The organism is Pedobacter sp. SAFR-022, assembly GCF_051965375.1.
GTDB lineage: Bacteria > Bacteroidota > Bacteroidia > Sphingobacteriales > Sphingobacteriaceae > Pedobacter.
This window is the reverse complement of record NZ_JBQCME010000001.1, coordinates 1181989-1196806: the sequence shown is the minus strand read 5'-3', so window position 1 is coordinate 1196806 and position 14818 is coordinate 1181989. Positions and strand designations below refer to the sequence as shown.

General features: G+C 46.1%; 17 protein-coding genes. 13 read left to right on the top strand and 4 right to left on the bottom strand.

Going from position 1 to position 14818, the window contains the following annotated elements:
- The first annotated feature begins 222 nt into the window (after positions 1-222).
- The 7 genes from ACTHQF_RS05220 to ACTHQF_RS05190 all read left to right on the top strand — a co-directional run bounded on the left by ACTHQF_RS05220 (position 223) and on the right by ACTHQF_RS05190 (position 6111).
- Complete coding sequence (locus ACTHQF_RS05220) at positions 223-552, top strand: hypothetical protein (RefSeq protein WP_440428853.1); 330 nt, start codon at positions 223-225, stop codon at positions 550-552.
- 71 nt (positions 553-623) lie between these two features.
- Positions 624-1709: a glutamate 5-kinase gene (gene proB / locus ACTHQF_RS05215; protein ID WP_440428852.1), complete on the top strand. Its 1086-nt coding sequence runs from the start codon at positions 624-626 to the stop codon at positions 1707-1709.
- A 2-nt stretch (positions 1710-1711) separates the two neighbouring features.
- Positions 1712-2962, top strand: coding sequence for a glutamate-5-semialdehyde dehydrogenase (locus ACTHQF_RS05210; protein WP_440428850.1), 1251 nt, complete (start codon positions 1712-1714; stop codon positions 2960-2962).
- A 39-nt stretch (positions 2963-3001) separates the two neighbouring features.
- Positions 3002-3637 carry an outer membrane beta-barrel protein gene (locus tag ACTHQF_RS05205; RefSeq protein WP_440428849.1) on the top strand — a complete coding sequence of 212 codons (636 nt, stop codon included), beginning with the start codon at positions 3002-3004 and terminating at the stop codon, positions 3635-3637.
- 265 nt (positions 3638-3902) lie between these two features.
- A complete protein-coding gene (gene namA, locus ACTHQF_RS05200; protein WP_440428848.1) occupies positions 3903-4979 on the top strand; it encodes an NADPH dehydrogenase NamA in 1077 nt (358 codons plus the stop codon).
- 122 nt (positions 4980-5101) lie between these two features.
- Positions 5102-5407, top strand: a complete 306-nt coding sequence (locus ACTHQF_RS05195; protein ID WP_440428847.1) for a YbaB/EbfC family nucleoid-associated protein — start codon at positions 5102-5104, stop codon at positions 5405-5407.
- Between the two features lie 26 nt (positions 5408-5433).
- Complete coding sequence (locus ACTHQF_RS05190; protein ID WP_440428846.1) at positions 5434-6111, top strand: metal-dependent hydrolase; 678 nt, start codon at positions 5434-5436, stop codon at positions 6109-6111.
- Positions 6112-6164: 53 nt separating this feature from the next.
- On the opposite strand, the gene polA is transcribed toward ACTHQF_RS05190, so the two are convergent.
- Entirely contained in the window at positions 6165-8975 is a 2811-nt protein-coding gene (polA, locus tag ACTHQF_RS05185) for a DNA polymerase I (protein WP_440428845.1), read from the bottom strand.
- Between the two features lie 66 nt (positions 8976-9041).
- Between polA and ACTHQF_RS05180 the strand changes: the two genes are divergently transcribed.
- On the top strand, positions 9042-9737 hold the full coding sequence (locus tag ACTHQF_RS05180) for a hypothetical protein (RefSeq protein WP_440428844.1): 696 nt from the start codon (positions 9042-9044) through the stop codon (positions 9735-9737).
- A 75-nt stretch (positions 9738-9812) separates the two neighbouring features.
- Here ACTHQF_RS05180 and ACTHQF_RS05175 read toward each other — a convergent pair whose 3' ends face one another.
- From ACTHQF_RS05175 to trmB, 3 genes are read right to left on the bottom strand one after another with little or no spacing between them, the layout of a single operon-like run.
- Positions 9813-10154, bottom strand: a complete 342-nt coding sequence (locus ACTHQF_RS05175; protein WP_440428843.1) for a carboxymuconolactone decarboxylase family protein — start codon at positions 10152-10154, stop codon at positions 9813-9815.
- A gap of 6 nt (positions 10155-10160) precedes the next feature.
- Positions 10161-10487, bottom strand: a complete 327-nt coding sequence (locus tag ACTHQF_RS05170) for an MGMT family protein (RefSeq protein ID WP_440428842.1) — start codon at positions 10485-10487, stop codon at positions 10161-10163.
- A 42-nt stretch (positions 10488-10529) separates the two neighbouring features.
- Positions 10530-11180, bottom strand: coding sequence for a tRNA (guanosine(46)-N7)-methyltransferase TrmB (gene trmB / locus ACTHQF_RS05165; protein WP_440428841.1), 651 nt, complete (start codon positions 11178-11180; stop codon positions 10530-10532).
- A gap of 92 nt (positions 11181-11272) precedes the next feature.
- Between trmB and fcl the strand changes: the two genes are divergently transcribed.
- The 5 genes from fcl to ACTHQF_RS05140 all read left to right on the top strand — a co-directional run bounded on the left by fcl (position 11273) and on the right by ACTHQF_RS05140 (position 14793).
- Positions 11273-12202, top strand: coding sequence for a GDP-L-fucose synthase (gene fcl, locus ACTHQF_RS05160; RefSeq protein ID WP_440428840.1), 930 nt, complete (start codon positions 11273-11275; stop codon positions 12200-12202).
- An 86-nt stretch (positions 12203-12288) separates the two neighbouring features.
- Positions 12289-13221, top strand: a complete 933-nt coding sequence (locus ACTHQF_RS05155) for a hydrogen peroxide-inducible genes activator (protein WP_440428839.1) — start codon at positions 12289-12291, stop codon at positions 13219-13221.
- 55 nt (positions 13222-13276) lie between these two features.
- A complete protein-coding gene (locus ACTHQF_RS05150; protein ID WP_440428838.1) occupies positions 13277-13612 on the top strand; it encodes a tRNA-binding protein in 336 nt (111 codons plus the stop codon).
- Positions 13613-13629: 17 nt separating this feature from the next.
- Positions 13630-14103 (top strand): nucleoside deaminase, encoded by a 474-nt coding sequence (locus tag ACTHQF_RS05145; RefSeq protein ID WP_440428837.1) that lies wholly within the window; start codon positions 13630-13632, stop codon positions 14101-14103.
- A gap of 78 nt (positions 14104-14181) precedes the next feature.
- Positions 14182-14793: a superoxide dismutase gene (locus ACTHQF_RS05140; RefSeq protein WP_440428836.1), complete on the top strand. Its 612-nt coding sequence runs from the start codon at positions 14182-14184 to the stop codon at positions 14791-14793.
- The last annotated feature ends 25 nt before the right edge of the window (positions 14794-14818 follow it).

Sequence of the window (14818 nt, the reverse complement as noted above, 5' to 3'; positions counted from 1 at the left end):
GTCTTGCGATCAAGTTTCCATGCAGCCAGAGGACAGATAAACAGATGGCCTCAGCATCATCAAACAGCCGGATGCCAGATTGCAAGCTGGAACATAACGCTACGGACGTGGAAGATAAACAGCTTTGAAATGCCCGATGGTGCACCGTACCCGAAAAAAGTAATGAAATTTCTACATTGCTCAGCGACGTAATTTCATTAAATTGCTTGCAAAGCTGCTGACATGAGACCATTTACCTTCCTTTCTGCTACGGCAATGATCCTGACCTTGTCGGTCATAGATGCTAATGCACAAACAGATTTAAAGTTGTTACCTGATGCTGATAAGCTAAGCCCAGGTCTGAAATTCAGGATTGATAGCCCTCATTTATATCTTCGTTTGGATTCTAACAGTTACTTGATTGACTCCAACAAGTTCGTCAAAAAGCCTAGTTACAACGAGTATAATCAACCCGTTGCTCTCCCAAATTCCTTTAAATCGGTGCGATCCACTTCTACGCCCATGCGGATAAAGAAAATTCCTTTAGCCGTCCCCGAGGACAAGAAGGACTAAACACTGTCCGTTTAAATGGCAGAACCAACGCTTCATTTTATCCGATCCTCACGGTCCTGTAACCCTTTTCTATGTCCGATACTTCCCTATTCAAGAAAATTGTCATTAAGGTAGGCTCCAATGTACTTACCAAAGCGGATGGTCTGCCGAACGTGGAGCGCATCAGCCACCTCGTTGATCAACTGGCAAAGCTAAAAAAAGATGGAAAAGAAGTCGTCCTGGTATCTTCAGGTGCGGTTGCTTCCGGCAGGAGCCTGATTAAGATCTCCGAAAAGCAAAATACTGTTGCTGCACGACAGCTACTCGCTTCCATAGGCCAGATCAAACTGATCAACCTTTACCTGCAGCTGTTTGAACAGCATGAGATGCTCTGTTCGCAAGTGCTGGTCACAAAAGAAGACTTCCGTGACCGCATGCACTACCTGAACATCAAAAACTGCCTGGAGATCCTGCTGCAGCATCAAGTGATCCCGGTGATCAATGAAAATGACGTGGTATCCGTTACAGAGCTTATGTTTACCGATAATGATGAGCTGGCTGGCCTAATCGCTTCCATGCTCAATGCAGATGCTTTGATCATCCTTTCCAATGTAGACGGCATCTATAACGGTGATCCGAGATTACCCTCGTCAAAGGTGATTACGGAGATCAAGGGTACCGAAGGCGGCATCGGTAACTTCATTACAACAAGCAAGTCCGGCCATGGACGTGGCGGCATGGTTACCAAGCTCAGTATGGCCCAAAAAGTCGCTAAACTGGGCATCCCGGTCATGATCGCCAATGGCAACCGGGAGCACATTATAACAGATCTCCTGTACAAGACGGTTGTCCATACCCGCTTCGCGGCCGAGAAGATCAGGTCTGGCAAAAAGAAATGGATTGCGCATTCGGAAGGTGCCGCAACCGGCATTGTGCAACTTAATGCGGGTGCCAAAGAAGCACTGCTGTCGGGCAAAGCAAGCAGTTTGCTACCCGTAGGAATCATAGACATCCATGCGGATTTTAAAAAAGGTGACATCATAAAGCTCATCGATGAGCAGGAACACCTGATCGGGTTGGGTGTTGCGGAATATGGTGCAGAAAAAGCACGTGCCTGCATTGGCGAACAAAAACAAAGGCCTTTGGTACACTACAACTACTTTCATCCCCTGATCTGATTATGAAATACAGAAGCTACTTTGAAGCCGCGATTACCGCCAGCAGAGAACTGAACATCCTTAAAAAAGAAACTATTGCACACACCCTGCTTGATGTTGCGGAAGCGCTGGTGAGGAATACAGACAAGATCCTGGAAGCCAACAAGAAGGATCTTGACCTCATGGACAAAGCGGATCCTAAGTACGACCGCCTAAGGTTGTCGCCAGATAGAATCCGGGATATCGCTGCAGACATGAGCAAGGTAGCTAACCTGGAAAGCCCAATAGGCCAGCTAATTGATGGACACCAGGCAGAAAATGGCATGCAGATCTCCAGGTTACGCGTGCCGCTCGGCGTTGTTGGGGTCATCTATGAATCGCGGCCGAATGTAACCGCTGATGTCTTTGCGCTTTGCTTTAAAACGGGAAATGTTGCCGTGCTCAAAGGTGGAAGTGATGCCACGCAGTCTAACGCCGCAATCGCAGAAGTGATCCAGAAAGTACTGCAACAGTTCGGGATCAACAAAAATGTCCTTACCCTGCTGCCACCGGAACGCGCGGCAACAGAAAGTCTGCTGAATGCCCGCGGACTGGTGGATGTATTGATCCCAAGAGGCAGTCAGGCTTTGATCGACTATGTTCGTTTGAACAGCAAGATCCCGGTGATTGAAACCGGTGCCGGCATTGTACATACCTATTTCGACCTGGATGGTGATCTGGAAAAGGGTAAAGGCATTGTGCTAAATGCCAAAACCCGCAGGGTAAGTGTATGTAATGCGCTTGATTGCCTGCTGATCCACAAAGACCGGTTGGAAGACCTGCCTTCATTAGTGATCGCACTGAGTGGCTCGAAGGTCCTGATCCATGCTGATGAAGCATCTTATGCCGTGTTAAAGGGTAATTATCCCGGGGATTTACTGAAACCTGCCGGAGCCGAAAGTTTCGGAACAGAGTTTCTTTCCCACCAGCTGGCTATAAAAACGGTGTCCAATTTGGAAGAAGCGCTGCAGCACATTGCTAAATACAGCTCCAAACATAGCGAAGCCATCATTTCTGAGCATGCAGCGAACGTGGAGACCTTCCTTAACCAGGTGGACGCCGCAGCGGTATATGCAAATGCCTCGACAGCATTTACCGATGGTGCGCAATTCGGGCTTGGTGCAGAGATCGGCATCAGTACGCAGAAACTCCATGCCCGCGGACCAATGGGCCTTACCGAACTCACCAGCTATAAATGGGTGATCAGGGGAAACGGCCAGACTCGAAGTGCTTGAAACTGCGATTTGTTTCTATATTCGCTGAAAATTCAAGACATGAAAAAATTAACGTTACTCTTATTAGCTGCACTAAGTGGCTTGACCGCAAGCGCACAAACAGAAAAAGGAACACACATGCTCGGGGGCAGTTTCTCTTTAAATCATAACAAGAGTGAGCCCGCGAACACACCATCAGCAGAAGCAACTAACAAGCAAAATGCATTTAGCATAGGTCCTTCATACACCTACTTTCTGGCAAACAAACTTGGGCTTACTGCTAATCTTGGTTATTCCCGCTCCCATTCGGATCAATACGCGACCAGTGGATCTACAGAAACCACTAACACCGGATTATTCGCGTCACTGTCTCTGAACAAATATTTCTTATTCGAAGATAAAATAGGTGTCCGTACAGGACCTTTCACGAGTTATAACACCCAAAAAGCTAAAGCTACAAGCACCTACGACTATAACGGCGGTGATTTCGACTTCAAAGGCTACAGCGCAGGCTTGAATCTGGAATTTGTCTATTTCCCAGTGAAGAGAATTGGACTTGTTGCATCACTGGGCAGCTTAGCCTATTCACGGACAGAATTCAAAAGGTCCACTGGAGCCACCAAACAAACTGATCTTAGTCTCGGCTTCTTGAATAATACGACATCATTCTCGTTCTATTATGTCTTAGGCAAATAAGATATCCACATTGTAATTAAAAGCGCTTCCTTCCGGAGCGCTTTTTTTATGAGGTTTGCCTTACATTCCAGATTGAACAATTAAACTTAAGACTTGTTATCATTGCAATTCAGATTCGGGCCTTCTACGGCTCTTGCTTGGCTATTAAACGCCTTCTGTTCGCTTGGAGCCGAACAATAGGCGAACAATAGGCGGCCAAGAGGCGAAGAATAGGCGGCCAGGAAGCGAATCTTTCTAAACGTAAATACATCAATAATACCAGACAATGTCCAATCTATTTTCCCCAATTACCATAAAGAATTTAAGCCTAAAAAACAGAATTGTGGTTTCTCCAATGTGCCAGTACTCCGCGGAAGATGGCTTTACCTCCGACTACCACCTGGTGCATCTTGGCAGCCGAGCCATGGGCGGCGCAGGGCTGATCATCACGGAAGCAGCCAGCGTATCACCGGAAGGCCGGATCTCGCCCGGAGACATCGGCATCTGGAAAGATGAACATATCGCAGGCTTAAAACGCATCACCGACTTCATCCACCAATATGGATCTGTTGCAGGCATCCAGCTGGCACATGCCGGTCGTAAAGCCAGCTTCAAAGCCCCTTGGCTAGACCCCAAACAGATCAGCATTGCTGAAGGCGGCTGGCAAACCGTAGCACCAAGTGCTATTCCTTTTAATGAGGAAGATACCATCCCTGAAGCACTAAGCGCTGAAGGTATCCAAAAAGTGAAGGACGACTTTAAAGCTGCTACCCAAAGAGCCATCGCAGCTGGATTTAAGGTGATTGAGATCCATGCAGCGCATGGCTATCTGATTCACCAGTTCCTATCGCCATTGAGCAATGAACGTACGGATCAATATGGCGGAAGCTTTGAAAACCGCGTACGACTGCTGTTAGAACTCGTAGAAACCATTCAGCAAGTATGGCCAGCAGAAAACGCGCTATTTGTGCGCATCTCGGCAACGGACTGGGCAGAAGGCGGCTGGAATGCTGAAGAATCGGTTAAACTCGCGGGCTTGCTGAAAGATAAAGGTGTAGACCTTATTGATGCCTCTTCAGGTGGCTTAACCAAGAAACAACAGATTCCCGTTTTCCCGGGCTATCAGGTGCAGTTTGCCGAACAGATCAAAAAAGAAACCGGCATACTGAGTGGCGCAGTTGGATTAATCACCTCGGCACAGCAGGCAGAAGATATCCTGAAAGAGGAAAAGGCAGACTTAATCTTCCTGGCGCGTGAATTTTTACGTGACCCATATTTCCCGCTGCATGCCGCAGAAGCGCTTGATGTTGAGCTGAAATGGCCGGTGCAATATGAAAGGGCTAAACCCCGCAAACACCATTAAGCCGGGCTCGGTTTCCGTTTGTGAGTGACGCTACGATCCCGGTTTGGGAGACAAAAAGCACGCAGATGAAACTTGATACAAACAAATTCAATAATTTAGGGTCTTAATATAAATTTAAAGTTATGTTCGATAAATTGATGGCCGCACAACAAAAGGCCGAGGAAATAAAAAAACGTTTAGATCACGTTTCTGTATATGGTGAGGTTGAAGGTGGTGCGATCAAGGTTACTGCGACCGCAAACAAGACCATCACAGCCATTGAAATTCAGGAAGAATTTTTCAAGCAAGCGGATAAAGAAGAAATCGAAGAGCTGCTGCTAACGGCTGTAAACAAAGCTTTGACACAGGCAGACCAGGTGAGCGCTGTAGAAATGCAGTCGGCAACTAAAGACATGCTTGGCGGTTTAGGTGGCATGTTTGGCGCTTAACAATTCAATTCATAAAACTCAGAAATATGAAATTCAGCTATTACGGACAATCCTGCTTTTTGCTGGAACTTGGTGGTAAAAAGTTTCTTTTTGATCCTTTTATTACCCCAAATCCGCTGGCCTCAGCGATTGATACAAAATCCATTACTGCAGATTATATACTGGTTAGTCATGGCCACGGCGACCATGTTGCCGACCTCGTAGACCTTGCTAAACAAACCGGTGCCCTGGTGATCACGATGGTGGAAATCGCCAACTGGTTGCAGTCACAAGGGGTAAGCAATGTGCATCCGATGAACTTCGGTAAGACCAAGTTCGAATTCGGTAACCTGCGTATGGTATGGGCTACGCACTCCAGTGGTTTGCCTGATGGTAGCTACGGTGGTAATCCTGCCGGCTTTGTATTGGAAAGTGCAGGTAAAACGGTCTATTTCGCCGGAGATACTGCTTTAAACATGGACATGAAGCTGCTTGCAGACTTGTACAATCTGGACTATGCCATCCTGCCTATCGGGGGTAACTTCACCATGGACGTCGATGATGCACTTGTTGCAACCAAATACATTGAATGCGATAAGGTGATTGGCGTACATTATGATACTTTCGACTTGATTAAGATCGACAAGGAAGATGCACTTGCGAAATTTAAACGTGAAGGCAAGATCCTGTTGCTTCCTGCAATTGGAGAGACTATTGAGTTATAAAAGAAAGGCCCGGATCGATTGACCGGGCCTTTCTTTTATACATTCTTCGCTAACTAGTGTGCAGCCAACCAGTTCTCCCCCATACCAATCTCCACCTCGATTGGCACATTGGTTTTAATGGCTGTTTGCATACGGTGTTTAATAATTTCTTTCATCACCTCGACCTCCGGCTTCGGCACGTCGAACACAAGCTCATCATGCACCTGCATGGTCATTTTAGCCTGTAAACCACGTTCCTGTATGTCTTTATGGATGTTGATCATTGCAATCTTGATCATATCTGCTGCAGAGCCTTGAATTGGCGCATTGATCGCATTTCGTTCCGCAAAACCACGTACCGTCTGGTTGGCAGAATTGATATCTCTTAAGTATCTCCTGCGCCCCATAATGGTTTCTACAAAGCCGTTTTCCCGTGCGAAGGTCATCGTGTCGCTCATGTAGCGCTTGATGCCAGGATATTGGGTGAAATATTGTTCAATGATGTCTGCGGCTTCTTTTCTTGGGATATCCAGGTTTTGAGAAAGTCCGAATGCCGACTGCCCATAGATGATCCCGAAGTTTACCGCTTTGGCGTTCCGCCTTTGTGTAGGTGTAACTTCCTCGATGCTGGTTCCGTAAACCTTCGCCGCGGTTGCAGTATGGATATCAATGCCTTTGCTGAAGGCATCCAGCATGTTCTCTTCCTTGCTGATCTCCGCAATGATACGCAGCTCGATCTGCGAATAATCCGCAGACAGCAGTACGTGGTTTTCATCTCTTGGAATGAAAGCTTTGCGCACCTCCCTGCCCCTTTCCGTACGGATCGGGATGTTCTGTAAGTTTGGATTATTAGAACTTAACCGGCCAGTTGCAGCAACCGCTTGGTTGAAGCTGGTATGTACGCGTCCGGATTTCGGGTTAACCAATAGCGGCAAGGCATCCACATAGGTGGATTTTAGTTTACAAAGCTGGCGGTAATCCAGGATATCCTGCACCACATCGCTTTTGTTCGCTAAACGCGAAAGCACATCCTCGCCGGTCTGGTACTGCCCGGTTTTGGTTTTCTTCGCTTTAGGATCAAGTTCCAGTTTATCAAAAAGCACTTCTCCAAGCTGTTTCGGTGAAGACAGGTTGAAGGTAACACCGCATTTTTCGAATACACTTTGCTCCAATCTTGCGATGTCGGTTTCCAGATCTTTGGAATATTTATTTAAGGTATCTACATCAATGCGTACACCTTCTTTTTCGATGTCCGCAAGTACGTAGATCAATGGGTTTTCAATGTCCCTGGCCAGTTCTTCCGCATTCAGTTCCTTCAGCATCGGTTCGAAGATATTGGCCAGCTGTAAGGTTACATCAGCATCTTCGGCAGCATAATCAACTACTTTTTCTACTGGCACATCACGCATGGTGCCCTGGTTCTTCCCTTTGGTACCAATCAGGCTGGTGATCGAAATTGGCGTATAACCAAGGTAGTTCTGCGAAAGCAGGTCCATACCATGGCGGGTATCCGGATCGATCAGGTAATGGGCAAGCATGGTGTCGAATAAGCGACCTTTAATGTTTACGCCATACCATTTAAGCACCAGGATATCATATTTAAGATTCTGCCCGATCTTAGCAATCTTCTCATTTTCAAGCACCGGACGGAATTCATCAACGATCCGTTGCGCCGTTTCACGTTCCGGAGGCAAAGGAATATAATAACCCTCTCCTACTTTAATGCAGAAAGAAAGACCAACCAGCTCGGCCAGGTTCGCATCTGTACCAGTGGTTTCTGTATCCCAGGAAATACTTTCCTGCTGTAAAAGCAGGTCGATAAGACTTTTGCGAGCTTCCGCCGTGTCAACTAATTTATAATCATGTGGAACATCAGCAATGGTTTTTGATGCAGGCTGCTCGAATAAAGCAGGTGGTGCAACAAAAACTTTCGAGGCTTGTTCCGGCTCACAAACCGGCTGTCCGAAGAGGTCGGTCTGTTGTGATACGCTACTGCCCGCTTCCCCGATAGAGAAGTTATCTCCAAATACGCGTCTGCCTAAGGTGCGGAATTCAAGTTCCGCGAAAAGCGGTTCCAGCAACTCCCGGTTAGGCTCGCCAAGCTCCAGCGCATGGGGGTCAAATTCTACCGGCACATCCAGAATAATGGTGGCGAGTTTTTTGGAGACCATACCCTGCTCGGCATACATCTTCACGTTTTCACGCATTTTGCCTTTCAGCTCATCCGCATTGGCGATGATGTTCTCTACCGACCCGTATTGTTTAACCAGGATCTTGGAGGTTTTTTCACCAATTCCCGGAATACCCGGGATATTATCTACCGCATCACCCCATAGGCCGAGGATGTCGATCACCTGCTTTACATCTTCAATCTCCCATTTGGCAAGCACCTCAGGTACACCCATGATTTCTACGCCATTACCCATGCGGGATGGCTTATAGATGAAGATGTTCTCTGAAACAAGCTGTGCAAAGTCTTTGTCCGGCGTCATGCAAAACACCTGGAAGCCCTGTCGCTCACCTTCCTTAGCCAGCGTGCCGATAATATCATCTGCTTCAAAGCCATCTTTGGTGATCACCGGAATACCGAAACCTTCAATAAGCTTCACCACGTAAGGCAAGGCCGTTGCAAGATCTTCTGGCATGGCTTCACGGTGTGCCTTGTAAGCTTCAAAATCAGTATGTCTTTCGGTAGGTGCATTGGTATCAAAAACCACCGCAATATGGCTTGGTTTCTCTTTTTTGATCACTTCCAGCAAGGTATTTGCGAAGCCCATTACGGCAGAAGTGTTCAGACCTGTGGAGGTGAATCGTGGAGTTTTACTTAAAGCAAAGTGCGCCCGGTAAATAAGCGCCATTCCATCGAGCAGGAACAGTTTTTTCATAATCAAAGTTAATTATTGTAAACCGCTTTGTATCAAAGAATCCATAATTTACGTTATTTGTAACCTATGAAAGTTATGAAAATTACGGCCATTTTATTGTTCCTGATCAGCTTTTCCTTCCTCGCTGCTGCGCAGGATGTGGTGATGCTCGACAGCACGAATTTCGTACGTGGAACGATAAAAGGCACAGATTATAGTACCGTAGCGCTGCTGAAGGACGACCAGGTGGAGGTGCTTTATAAAGCAAAAGATGTAAAGGAGTTCCTTTGGAATGGCGAGACCTATGTAAGCAAGCCGATCATCAACAATAAGAAAGTAGAACAACGGTTCTTTAAGGTTATTGAAATGGGTACGGTGAACATGTATGCCATTGGCGAGCAGTCGGCCGACCCCACTGCGCCGCAGGAAAAGCGGGTCCGGGTTAGTCCCAGTGTTGGTATTGGCTTAGGTTCGGGCGGTATGGGCCGTGGTGGATTTGGTGGTGTAGGTATCGGCGGTGGTATTTCCATTGGCGGCGGGCGGAGGAATAACGCCAAAAAAGCGGCTGGCAGAAAAGCGTTGTACTTTATTGAGAAACCTGGCAGCGGACCGATGTTAGAAATACAGCTGAACTCTTCAAGCGATCAGCAGCGGGTGAAACAGATCTTGCTGGAGAAATTAAACAATGATGAGGATCTTGCAGAACGGATCAAGGAAACAGAGTCCTTCGATGCTAAGTCAGTAGCAGCTTACGTGAAGGCCTACAACCTGATGCATAAATAACAAAAAAGCTGATGCCCTCTGGTCATCAGCTTTTTTTATGGCTTTGCTTTTCAGTCTTTGTCTTTAGATCGGAGTTTAAAGACTTAACTCGTCCCAGTATTCTACAGCCCTGCGGTAGTGTGGGATCACGATAGAACCTCCAACCAGGTTTGCGATCATAAATACTTCGTTGATCTCTGCATTGCTTACACCTTCATCATAACACTTCTCCAGGTGATATTTGATACAGTCATCACAGCGAAGCACCATTGAAGCAACCAGGCCAAGCATCTCCTTGGTCTTCACGTTCAAGGCACCGTCTGCATAGGTGGTGGTATCTAAAGCAAAGAACCTTTTGATATTGGTATTTGCCGTTTCCATGATCCTATCGTTCATTTTAGAACGGTAGTCGTTAAATTCTTCTACTAATTTTCCCATGTGTTCTTAAATTTCTACTGAAGGATCCCAGTAGTGTTTATTAAAGTTTTGAATTTTGTCATCAACAATGATCAGGCCTTCGTTTTCGAGCAACTGCTGCATCAGTTCTGGTGGTGTAAAATGAAACTTACCGGTAAGCAGTCCGTTGCGGTTTACCACACGGTGCGCGGGCACTGGCGGATGCATACCATGTGCATTGTTCATCGCATAGCCAACCATCCTTGCCGAACCGCCTGAACCCAGGCATTTTGCAATGGCGCCATAAGAAGTTACCCTTCCTGCGGGGATAAGTCGCACCACCTCATAGACCATTTCGTAAAATGTTTTTTCCATAAGTACTGGTTTAAGGTCCCTAAGCAGCGGTATTATTCCAGCTTACTCGAAGGAGAATTGAATATAGTTGATGTTTTTGTCATGTTTAAGATAAATGCGCTCATAATGCGTTTTTATCTTCAGCACCTCATCGTAATATTCGGAGGTGTAAAGCTGATCAGTAGACTTGTGGCAGATCAACCCAAGTTCTTCTACTTTTTCTGCAGTATAAGCGTACAAACCGTCATTGTCGGTTTTCAGGTTAATCCTGCCGCCTGGTTTAAGCAGTTGTTTGTATTTCTCCAGGAAACCTGGGAAGGTTAAACGTTTCTTCTCCCTGCTGATCTGCGGCTGGGGATCGGGAAAGGTGATCCAGATCTCGTCGATCTCACCCGCTGCAAAAAACTCCAGGATGCCTTCAATCTGAATACGCAGGAATGCAACATTTGGAATGTTTTCTTCAATACCGGTTTTAGCACCTCTCCAAATCCGGTTACCTTTATAGTCTACGCCTATAAAGTTTTTCTCCGGGAATAGTTTCGCTAAATTAACGGAGTACTCTCCTTTGCCACAGGCAAGCTCCAGTACAATTGGATTATCGTTTTTGAAGTGCGTTTCCGCCCATTTTCCTTTTAGTTCCTTACCTGCATCAAGCTGGTATACATTATGAAAAGTGTCTATCTCTGAGAATTTTCTTAGCTTATCTTTGCCCACCTGTGAAATTTTTTTACAAAAGTACAATTAAATCAGTCTTTTAAATAAGTTGGCATCTATTTAGTAATTTTGAGGACCTAAACGACTATACATTGGAAAAGAACGCAAAGATATACATCGCCGGCCACCGTGGAATGGTAGGCTCCGCAATTCACCGTAAGCTTGCTAAAGAAGGTTATACTGATATCGTAACCCGGACTTCGAAAGAACTTGACCTGCGTGACCAGGTTGCTGTGCAGGAATTTTTTGACCTGGAAAAACCTGATTACGTGTTTCTTGCTGCGGCTAAAGTGGGTGGAATTGTGGCAAACAACACCTACCGCGCTGACTTTCTTTATGAGAATCTTGCCATTCAGAACAACGTGATCCACCAATCGTACAAACACGGCGTTAAAAAGCTGATGTTTTTAGGCTCCAGCTGTATCTACCCGAAACTTGCGCCTCAACCATTGAAAGAGGAGTACCTGTTGACCGGTTTGCTGGAAGAAACGAACGAACCTTATGCGATTGCGAAAATTGCAGGTATCAAAATGTGTGAAGCATACCGTGCACAATATGGTTGTAATTTCATCTCTGTGATGCCGACAAACCTATATGGCTTTAATGATAATTACCACCCGCAGAACTCGCACGTATTGCCTGCATTGATCCGCCGCTTCCATGAAGCAAAGATTAATAATGCGGAGCAGGTGACCATCTGGGGTTCAGGTTCGCCATTACGCGAATTCCTTTTCGCCGATGATCTTGCGGAAGCATGTTACTACCTGATGCAGAACTATGACGAGCCAACTTTGATTAACATCGGAACCGGCGAGGACATCAGCATTAAAGACCTGGCTTTACTGATCAAGAAGGTAATTGGCTATGAGGGTGCCTTAACGTTCGACAGCAGCAAACCTGACGGCACACCAAGGAAACTGATGGACGTGAGTAAGTTGCACAAACTTGGCTGGAAACATAAAGTTGAGCTGGAGCAGGGTATCAAATTAGCTTACGAAGACTTCTTAAATATCAGAATCTAACCTTCAAGTCATCAACATCGTTCTCCTTGTAGCAATATAAATAATTAAAGTTTATATATTTATCAAAGTATATAAACTTTAATTATATGACATTAGTACAGCTGGAATATATCGTTGCTGTTGATACTTACCGCAGTTTTGTAGGTGCAGCGGAAAAGTGCTTTGTAACGCAACCTACCTTAAGCATGCAGGTCCAGAAGCTGGAGGAAATGCTGAACGTGAAGATCTTTGACCGCAGCAAACAGCCAGTGGTACCAACAGAGATTGGTGCACAGATCATCGCCCAAGCCAGGGTTATTCTGCAGGAAAGTCATAAGGTTAAAGAGATCATCAACAGCCAGCAACAGGACATCGTTGGCGAGCTCCGCATAGGCATCATTCCAACGGTTGCCCCTTACCTGCTTCCCCAGGTCATCTCTGCGATGATGGAGAAATATCCTGATCTGAAACTACTCATTTGGGAATATACCACCGAAGACATCATCCATCACCTGAAAACCGGTGTACTGGATTGCGGCATCATGGCCACGCCTTTCGGTGATCCGGCTACGGAAGAACTTCCTTTATACTACGAGTCTTTCGTGACCTATATCAGCAAGAACAGTAAGCTCTATAAAAAGAAAAACATTGACCCGGATGATCTGGAGGAGGAGAACATCTGGCTCTTGAATGAGGGGCATTGTATGCGTTCTCAGGTGCTGAACATTTGCCGGACCACCAAGGATAATCGCCTGCAGGGTCTCACCTATAACACCGGCAGTGTAGAAACCTTAATCCGTATGGTTGACCGCAATGATGGCGCTACGCTGGTACCCGAGCTGGCGCTTGCGGAGCTGACCAACAAACAGCTGAGTAAGGTGCGGTCATTTAAATCCCCGGAACCCGTGCGGGAGATCAGCATCGTGACCCACAAGAATTTCATCAAAAAGCGCATGCTGAATGCATTTCGGGAAGAGATCCTCGCCGTGATTCCAAAGACGATGAAACAGCGCAAGAAAAAGGATGTAATTGGCATCTAAGTTTGGGATATTAATTAGCAATTAGAATTAAAATAAAAGCATAGTAAAGCATATCATGAAAGAGATTACATGGTCTGAATTTGAGCAAGTAGAAATCCGTGCAGGAACCATCCTGGAAGTTTTCGATTTTCCGGAAGCACGTAAACCCGCATTTAAAGTTAAGGTTGATTTTGGCCCTTACGGGGTACGGATGAGCTCGGCGCAGATCACGAAGCATTACACGAAGGAAACACTGGTGGGGCGTCAGATTGTTGCCGTGACCAACTTTCCGAAGAAGCAGATCGGCAAGTTCATGTCGGAGTTCCTGGTGACGGGATTCGCTGATGAAAATGGCGACATCGTACTAACGAGTCTGGAACGCCCTGTTCCTGATGGCAGCAAACTGATCTAAAGCCCTATCTTTGCGGCATGAGCTTTTACAATTTCGCAGAAGATAAAGACCCCAGGGCCGAACACGAGTATTTCATGCGCCTGGCATTGCAGGAAGCAGAGAAAGCTTTCCAGTTGGGCGAGATTCCAGTTGGTGCCGTAGTGGTTTGCAGGGGCCGTGTGGTAGGTCGTGGGCATAACCTTACCGAGCAGCTTAACGACGTTACTGCTCATGCCGAAATGCAGGCTTTTACCGCAGCCAGTGAAACCTTGGGTGGCAAGTACTTAAAGGACTGCACGCTTTATGTAACCGTTGAACCTTGTGTAATGTGTGCAGGTGCAAGTTACTGGACGCAGATCAGCAAACTGGTTTATGGTGCACCAGAACCAAAAAGAGGCTTTACAAGCAAATGCAGCAATATTTTACATCCGAAAACAGTTATGGAATTTGGAGTTCTGGCAGAAGAATGTGGCGAGCTGATGCGTAAGTTCTTTGCTGCCAGACGCGATTAAACTACTTGACAATAGGCTGAACAAACTTTGCAGCTGAATGTTATATTTGTATAGAATTTAAACTTAAATCATAAAAATATGGCTTTTGAACTACCTGCGTTACCATACGCAACTGACGCATTAGAACCGCATATCGATAAAATGACCATGGAAATCCACCATGACAAACATCATCAGGCATACGTTACCAACTTAAACAAGGCATTGGAAGGCAAACCAGAAGCTAGCCAAAGCATTGAAGATTTAATGAAGAACGTAGACAAGTTCCCTGCTGCAGTGAGAAACAATGGTGGCGGTCACTATAACCACTCGCTATTCTGGGAAGTTATCGGTCCGAACAAAGGCGGTGAGCCTAAAGGCGCTTTAGCAGATGCTATCAATGCTGCTTTTGGATCTTTCGCTGACTTCAAAACCAAATTTGCTGAAGCTGGTGCAACCCGTTTCGGTTCCGGATGGGCTTGGTTAATCGTAACTGCTGATAAGAAAGTTGCGGTTTGCTCTACCCCTAACCAGGACAACCCTTTGATGAGCATTGCTGAAGTTAAAGGTACTCCGATCTTGGGTATGGACGTTTGGGAGCATGCTTACTACTTGAAATATCAAAACAGACGCCCTGATTATATCGCGGCCTTCTGGAATGTAGTAAACTGGGATGCTGTTAGCGAGCGTTTCGAAAAAGCTACGAAATAAGCTGATCTAATCTTTAGATCTTAAA

What these genes read in the sequence shown, in the direction of transcription:
- ACTHQF_RS05170 (WP_440428842.1), bottom strand. Translation starts at nt 10,487, where the DNA reads ATGGAAAAAACATTTTACGAAATGGTCTATGAGGTGGTGCGACTTATC.
- ACTHQF_RS05175 (WP_440428843.1), bottom strand. Translation starts at nt 10,154, where the DNA reads ATGGGAAAATTAGTAGAAGAATTTAACGACTACCGTTCTAAAATGAAC.
- ACTHQF_RS05205 (WP_440428849.1), top strand. Translation starts at nt 3,002, where the DNA reads ATGAAAAAATTAACGTTACTCTTATTAGCTGCACTAAGTGGCTTGACC.
- ACTHQF_RS05210 (WP_440428850.1), top strand. Translation starts at nt 1,712, where the DNA reads ATGAAATACAGAAGCTACTTTGAAGCCGCGATTACCGCCAGCAGAGAA.
- ACTHQF_RS05150 (WP_440428838.1), top strand. Translation starts at nt 13,277, where the DNA reads ATGAAAGAGATTACATGGTCTGAATTTGAGCAAGTAGAAATCCGTGCA.
- ACTHQF_RS05145 (WP_440428837.1), top strand. Translation starts at nt 13,630, where the DNA reads ATGAGCTTTTACAATTTCGCAGAAGATAAAGACCCCAGGGCCGAACAC.
- ACTHQF_RS05220 (WP_440428853.1), top strand. Translation starts at nt 223, where the DNA reads ATGAGACCATTTACCTTCCTTTCTGCTACGGCAATGATCCTGACCTTG.
- ACTHQF_RS05195 (WP_440428847.1), top strand. Translation starts at nt 5,102, where the DNA reads ATGTTCGATAAATTGATGGCCGCACAACAAAAGGCCGAGGAAATAAAA.
- namA (WP_440428848.1), top strand. Translation starts at nt 3,903, where the DNA reads ATGTCCAATCTATTTTCCCCAATTACCATAAAGAATTTAAGCCTAAAA.
- ACTHQF_RS05155 (WP_440428839.1), top strand. Translation starts at nt 12,289, where the DNA reads ATGACATTAGTACAGCTGGAATATATCGTTGCTGTTGATACTTACCGC.
- ACTHQF_RS05190 (WP_440428846.1), top strand. Translation starts at nt 5,434, where the DNA reads ATGAAATTCAGCTATTACGGACAATCCTGCTTTTTGCTGGAACTTGGT.
- polA (WP_440428845.1), bottom strand. Translation starts at nt 8,975, where the DNA reads ATGAAAAAACTGTTCCTGCTCGATGGAATGGCGCTTATTTACCGGGCG.
- ACTHQF_RS05140 (WP_440428836.1), top strand. Translation starts at nt 14,182, where the DNA reads ATGGCTTTTGAACTACCTGCGTTACCATACGCAACTGACGCATTAGAA.
- proB (WP_440428852.1), top strand. Translation starts at nt 624, where the DNA reads ATGTCCGATACTTCCCTATTCAAGAAAATTGTCATTAAGGTAGGCTCC.
- ACTHQF_RS05180 (WP_440428844.1), top strand. Translation starts at nt 9,042, where the DNA reads ATGAAAGTTATGAAAATTACGGCCATTTTATTGTTCCTGATCAGCTTT.